This window comes from Asaia sp. SF2.1, assembly GCF_000505765.1.
GTDB lineage: Bacteria > Pseudomonadota > Alphaproteobacteria > Acetobacterales > Acetobacteraceae > Asaia > Asaia bogorensis.
Genome location: NZ_AYXS01000051.1, coordinates 146,947 through 153,449, shown reverse-complemented (window position 1 = coordinate 153,449; position 6,503 = coordinate 146,947). Strand labels below are relative to the sequence as shown.

Sequence of the window (6,503 nt, the reverse complement as noted above, 5' to 3'; positions counted from 1 at the left end):
GGAGGGGCATTCCTGCCTGTAAAGAGACCCTGCACGCTTCCAAGTTGGACATCTTTGAGAAGATCTTCGAGATTCAGCTGTGTGTCATCATCACGGCACGCAGTGTGCATGAAGTTGCGTAGTATGATAGTGATTGCGTCGACAAACTGAGTCGCGTGATCGAGCTTCTGCAAATTTCTGATCTCGCTTTCATGAAAACTCATATTAAGCGCGGATCTCTCGATAGCTGCCTGCACACTCAGCAGATCGCCATGTGTGATAACCAGTTGTGCAACGATATTGGATATGAATTCGCGAGGCTCGGTGTTCATCGATTGCATGAATCCCAAATAGCTTAAGCTGGGAGGTATTTCCCGTAGATTGGCAGGCGCGTAAAAACTCTGAACCTCATTTGCTGCGACTGGAGGGGGTGTCGCGTCAGCACCTGGACGATCGGCGATCTTTCAAAATAGCTCGACATGGGTCTTGTCGTCAGTTTTCCACTTTCTTTCGAAAGCGGCTTCTTTCTTGTTATAGGCCTGCTCCTGAACACCGATTGCGCGGCCGTCCTCGACAAGATTTTGCTGTGCGCGCCCGGTGGCTGGCCAAAAGCGTATGCGTCTCGCCTGTGTGCCACCCAGACTTTGCGCGACGCAGGATATTCTCTCGTTTGCGAGGTATCCCACCACAAAGAGGCTGTTTTCCTGACCGATCTTGCCTAAGGAAGGCACGATCGCGGCGCCTCCAAATGCCTTGCACAAAAGGCGGTCTCTCTTGCCGCCAGAAGTCAGAATGCCGTTTATCAGCTTTTCCATAGCATTCACCCCAAAACGAAGGGCTGTGCTATTGTCGCATCCTTCTCCTGTAGGAAGGAGAAAGTGGTTCATGCCACCTATCCCGGCAAGTGGATCGTACATGCATACGGAGATGCACGATCCCAGCAGGGTGGTAAGCAGAGTGTCAGCCCCCCCGGCAACAACGACATCACCCTGAATAACGGTTTGGGTAAGCATTTGCTGTTGCATCAGGTGATAGGTCCGAAGACCTTCTCCAGTACTTCGCGTAGCTTGGCGACGGTATAGGGCTTTGCGAGGAAATTGTTCACGCCCGCTTTGATTGCCTCTTGTACGAGATCACGACTCGCTTCGCTCGTGAGAATGACAAAAGCTGTTTTCTGTGTCTTGGGATTTTCTCGCACTGCGCGAAGCAATGCGAGGCCGTCCATGACAGGCATGTTGAAATCCGAGATCACCAGGTGGGTGGGATTCTGCCCCAGATACTCAAGTGCCTCCTTGCCGTCCTTGCGCTGGGCCACTTGCGTGAAACCAAGCTGGGCAAGATTGTTGGCTAGAACCTGACGGATAGAAGCCTGGTCATCGACAATCAGAGCTCGAATTTGAGAGGCTGCGGGCATATCGGGTCCTTAGGGCTTCACGCTGAGAGAAGGTAATGTGACAGGTTTTGATAATTGGCGAATAAAGCGGATCATGGTGTTAACGTACCCGAGCGGTCATCGCGGCGTGGCTGATCTGATTGAGCGGCACGATCTGCGCCGCTGCCCCGATTTCAGCAGCGACGCGGGGCATTCCGTACACCACCGAGGTCGCTTTGTCCTGCGCAATTGTCCATGCCCCTGAACGGCGCATCGCTAGCAACCCTTCTGCACCATCCTGCCCCATACCTGTCAGAATGATGCCGAGCGCCGCCTTTCCCACCTGTTCCGTAACCGAGTCGAACAGCACGTCGACAGATGGAGTATGTCCGTTGACGGCGGGACCCGTATGCAGTCGTGTTGTGACGGTTTGAGCGTTGAGGGTAACCGTCACATGATGAGAGCCACCGGGCGCAATTCGGACATCGCCCCTTCGCAGGACTTCGCGATCCTGCGCTTCGCGTATCGATAGCGCCTCTATTTTCTTATCGAGACGGGCAGCGAAACTTGCTGTGAAAAATGCTGGCATATGCTGACATATGACAATGGGTGGGCTGTCAGGAGGGAACCCGCTCAAGACCTCCTCAAGCGCCTCGACGCCTCCGGTCGATGAGCCTATGGCGACAACGGCAAAATCCTGAGACCAGACAAGGCGCTCAGGTGTCGATGCTGGCAGCTTCGTCTCTTTGGCGCGTGTTTCCGGCTTGGACTTTGCCGCCTGGCGGACGATCCCTGGCAGGCCGGCATAGGCGTTGACTCCGGGTGCGGATGACATTGCCTTGGGAAAACAGTCGAAGGCACCCATCTGCAAGGCAGTAAGTGCCAGTTCGGCATTCCGTTGTGTCAGGCTCGAGACCATGACGACCGGGATCGGTCGCAACCGCATGATCTTGTCCAGGAACTGTAGTCCGTTGATATTCGGCATTTCGATATCAAGCGTGATGACATCAGGCTGGTCCTTAATAATCATATCCTTGGCTTCGAGGGGATTGGAGGCTTCGCCTGTGATCAGCAGATCAGGATGCCCCTGAAAAGCATGGCGTATCATCGCGCGCGCCGTCCGGGAGTCGTCAACTACAAGTACTTTCACCGGGGGGGACAAACCTAGCCCTCCTTTTTGTATATGGTCGGTGCAATATTGATCAATCCGCACTGCGCAGCATTGGCGACGCGTTCCGAATGACCGACATAAAGAAAGCCACCCGGCTCGAGGCGTTCGGCAAGACGAGCCCATAATGCTTCGCGCGTCGTATCATCGAAATAGATGACAACGTTGCGGCAGAAGATGACTGAAAAGCTGCCGCGGAAAGGCCATCCAGCATTCAGATTAAGGACCCGGAAGGTTGGAAGGGCGCGCAACGAGGCGCTCATGCTTGCCGAACCGCCGTGGTCCTCAAGATAGAGAGAACGTTCCCGCTCCGGAATCCCCTCGAGTTCGTCGCGAGCGTAAATGCCTTCGGCGGCACGGGCCACGACTTCACTGTTGATGTCTGTCGCCAGAATGCGGAAATCAAAGGACCCTATTTCCGGAAAGCTTTCGAGCGTCGTCATGGCGATGCTCCACGGCTCCTGCCCTGTCGAGCAGGCCGCTGACCACATACGTATCTTCTTTCCCTGACGAAGCAACGGAATCAGGGAGGGCATGACTTCGGTGCGCAAATGTTCGAAGTGATTCCGCTCACGAAAGAAGCCCGTTACGTTCGTTGTGAGAGCGCAGATCAGCTTTTCGAGCTCGACCGTGCCGGCGGGGCTGGTGGCAAACTGCAGATACGCCTCGAAGCTACCCATCTGCATTTCGCGCACACGTCGCGACACACGTGCATAGACGAGCGCCTTCTTGGTGTCTGGCAGGCAGATACCAGCTTGCTCTTGTGCAATTCCCTGCAGACGTCGAAAATCGGAGTCTGTATATTCAGGGGCAGTGAGGGTGATGGAGGCGGTCATTCTTTGGGCGATTCGCCAACAAGCTGTTTGACGACCGTATCAAGTTTCAGAATTCCAATCATCCGGTTATCGACCAGCACCAGACCGTGCAAGCATCCACCCTCATCGGAGGTCGGCTGGATATCAGTCGATTTGATATCAGCGAGATCAATGACCCGGTCCACCAGGAGGCCATAAACCACACCGCCTCTTGATTCGACGATGACAACGACACGCCGAGCATTTTCCAGTTCCGGAGCAATGTTCAGGTAGGCTGCGAGATCGATAACGGTCAGGATAATGCCGCGCAAGTTGATCGCACCGCACACGTAAGCGGGGGCAAAGGGCAGGGTTGTGGTTTTTTCGAAACCTCTGATTTCGCGTACGCTAAGGATGGGTATGCAGTATTCTTGTGCACCGACTGCGAAAACGATCATCTTGATCGACGAGACACCGGGCCCTTCAATGGTTGTCAGTTGTTCGGTCATCGGAGGTTCCTGATTGATACTGAGCATGTTCATGAAGATCTAGGCTACCAGCTCGGACAATCCGAGCATCGATTTGTTGTCTGTCTGGCTGAGTGCTGCTGCGATGAGGGCCGAAACGTCCAGAATGAGCGCAACGCTTCCATCCCCGAGAATTGTTGCGGCCGACACACCGAAAATATGGCGATAGTTCTTTTCCATGCTCTTGATGACGACCTGCGTCTGACCGCAGATCTCATCAACAATGAGTGCTGCGCGGCTGCCCGACTCATTTTCGACCACAAGCACGACAGCGCCTTCGAGCGTCTCCTGCTTGCGTGGCGCGGCAAGACCGAGAGTCGCTGCGAGTGGCAAAAGCGGGATACATTCACCGCGCTTCGAGATGATACTTGTACCATCTGGCAATGCGTAAACATCGCCTTCACTAACGATGATGGCTTCAGAGACGGCTGAAATCGGGATGACCATTGTTGTTTCGGCGGCGTTGATAAGCATCCCGTCGAGAATGGCAAGGGTGAGGGGAAGGCTGAGACTGAAGGTTGTCCCTTTGCCTTGCACACTGCTGATCACTACGCGGCCACCAAGGCTCATGATAGCCTGCTTGACCACGTCCATTCCAACCCCTCGACCCGAGAGATCCGAGACTTCTGAGGCCGTTGAAAAGCCTGGGGTAAAGATAAGGTTGTTGATCTCGTCTTCGCTCAGGGTTGCGTCGTGTGGGATGATTCCCCGCTTCACCGCCGTCTCGAATACACGCTGGCGATTGACGCCCGCGCCGTCATCCTTGATCGTGATCAGAATGCGTCCCGAGCGGTGCTCGGCGGAGAGTGTGATATTTCCCTCGGATGGTTTGCCCGCGGCCAAGCGATCTTCGATAGACTCTATGCCGTGGTCGACGGCGTTTCGCAGCATATGCGTGAGCGGTGCCGCCAGCTTTTCGATCAGGGTGCGATCAACTTCGGTGTCCTCTCCCTCCAGCTCGAGATTGACAACCTTGCGCGTCATGGCGCTAGCCTCGCGCACGACGCGTTGCATCCGCTGGAAGACGCTCCGCACCGGCTGGGCGCGCACAGACATCACGGCATCCTGTATGTCCCTTGTAAGGGTTTGCATGCCTTCAATGCTCTGTATCAGCTCATGATGGCCGGATACGGCGCTCTTCTGGCAAAGTGATTGCACCGCAGCTTGGGCGATGACCAGTTCACCTACGAGATCCATAAGATCGTCCACGCGCGAAAGATCGACACGGATGGATGCTGTCTCGGTCTTGCGTGTCCCACTCACCGCAGCGGTGGAAGGCTCTTCTTCCCTCAGCGTTTGCGCAGTCGATGCAAGAGCTTCAAGAATTTTCTCTGCTGGAGGACGGATGTCGACCGCCGGTAACTGGGGTGCCTGCTCATCATCCGCATGTACTTGCGGGATGATTGCGAGATCGGCGCCTGAGGGCTGAGCGGGCTGCTCCTCAACGCTGACAATCGCACCCTCATCCGAATCAGGAGTTATATCAGCCTCCGGGTACGCCTTGGGCGCCTCCGTCGGGATAGAATTTTTGTCGTCCTGACTGATCGTAAATGTGCAGCTGTCAACGACCCAATCGAAAACATCGCGTATTGCTGCCTCTTCGACCGTAAGAGGCAACAGGATCTCCCAACTGAGATAGGATTTTTCAGCATCTATCGCATCGAGATCAGGTAAAGAATCTGTCTTGCAAGTGATCAATGCCGTCTCGCTCTTGCTCTTCGCAAGATTCGATAGCGCGGTCAGGATATTCCGCGCATCGTCACCGCAGTGATACATCTCATCATGGGGGCGGAAAGAAACGCACCATCTGGCCGGTATTTCACTTTCTACAGCCTCAACGCTGAAATCGTCGTCGAAGCTGAAGGCGACAGGCTCGAATTCCATAGGGACGGGGCAGAAGCTGTCCTCGATGGCCCCTGCATCTGTGGCCTGGCTCGCCTCGGTATGGCCAGCCCCGGAGGCATTGACACGCTGGAGTTCGCCCAGGTTCTCGTCAATGCGAACGGCATCGACTGCCACGCCTCCGCGGGCCTCGACGACGAGGTCGCTCAGAACATCCATGCTTTTGAGGAATACGGCAATGACGTCGCGTGTGGGGGCGATCCGGTCCGACCTCACACCGTCAAGCGAGTTCTCATACACATGAGCGAAGCGGACCAGATTCTGAAGGCCGAACGAAGCGGCACCGCCTTTGATGGAGTGCACGGCACGGAACACCGCATTGACTGTATCCGCCTCCGCACGATCTGCATCGAGCGCAGACAACCCTGTTTCCAGCTCCTGCAGCTGCTCTTCGCATTCCTGAAAGAAAATCTCCAGGATTTCGTCCATGTCTGAGCTCATGCTGATCCTGCTTCTCTACTCTGTGACGCGACGTATGGCGGAGACAAGGCTTTCGGAGTTGAAGGGTTTTATGATCCACCCGGTTGCGCCGGCGGCTCGGGCACGAGCCTTCTTTTCCTGGTCGCTTTCAGTTGTGAGAACGATAACCGGCAGGTGACGGAAGGGTTCAAGCCCGCGCACCGTCTCGATCACGCCGAAACCATCCATACGGGGCATGTTGATGTCGGTAATGATGACATCCGGCGCGGGGGTCGCTGCTTCGAGAACGCTGATACCCTCCACACCATCATTCCCCTGAATAACGTCGTATCCAGCGCCTT

At 55.4% G+C, this 6,503-nt stretch carries 8 protein-coding genes; all 8 read right to left on the bottom strand.

Features of this window, described 5'->3' with window-relative positions; all coding sequences use genetic code 11:
- A partial coding sequence (locus P792_RS39515; protein WP_152530295.1) for a hypothetical protein occupies positions 1-311 on the bottom strand: 311 nt, incomplete at its 3' end.
- 132 nt (positions 312-443) lie between these two features.
- On the bottom strand, positions 444-1,004 hold the full coding sequence (locus tag P792_RS35640; RefSeq protein WP_023980066.1) for a chemotaxis protein CheD: 561 nt from the start codon (positions 1,002-1,004) through the stop codon (positions 444-446).
- Positions 1,004-1,393, bottom strand: coding sequence for a response regulator (locus P792_RS35635; protein ID WP_023980065.1), 390 nt, complete (start codon positions 1,391-1,393; stop codon positions 1,004-1,006). Before P792_RS35635 ends, P792_RS35640 begins: the two co-directional genes overlap by 1 nt.
- 79 nt (positions 1,394-1,472) lie before the next feature.
- On the bottom strand, positions 1,473-2,513 hold the full coding sequence (locus P792_RS35630; protein ID WP_023980064.1) for a chemotaxis response regulator protein-glutamate methylesterase: 1,041 nt from the start codon (positions 2,511-2,513) through the stop codon (positions 1,473-1,475).
- Positions 2,514-2,515: 2 nt separating this feature from the next.
- On the bottom strand, positions 2,516-3,355 hold the full coding sequence (locus P792_RS35625) for a protein-glutamate O-methyltransferase CheR (RefSeq protein ID WP_031241816.1): 840 nt from the start codon (positions 3,353-3,355) through the stop codon (positions 2,516-2,518).
- Positions 3,352-3,822 carry a chemotaxis protein CheW gene (locus P792_RS35620; protein WP_023980062.1) on the bottom strand — a complete coding sequence of 157 codons (471 nt, stop codon included), beginning with the start codon at positions 3,820-3,822 and terminating at the stop codon, positions 3,352-3,354. Before P792_RS35620 ends, P792_RS35625 begins: the two co-directional genes overlap by 4 nt.
- Positions 3,823-3,861: 39 nt before the next feature.
- Positions 3,862-6,171 carry a chemotaxis protein CheA gene (locus P792_RS35615; RefSeq protein WP_023980061.1) on the bottom strand — a complete coding sequence of 770 codons (2,310 nt, stop codon included), beginning with the start codon at positions 6,169-6,171 and terminating at the stop codon, positions 3,862-3,864.
- Between the two features lie 27 nt (positions 6,172-6,198).
- A partial coding sequence (locus P792_RS0120585) for a response regulator (RefSeq protein ID WP_031241811.1) occupies positions 6,199-6,503 on the bottom strand: 305 nt, incomplete at its 5' end.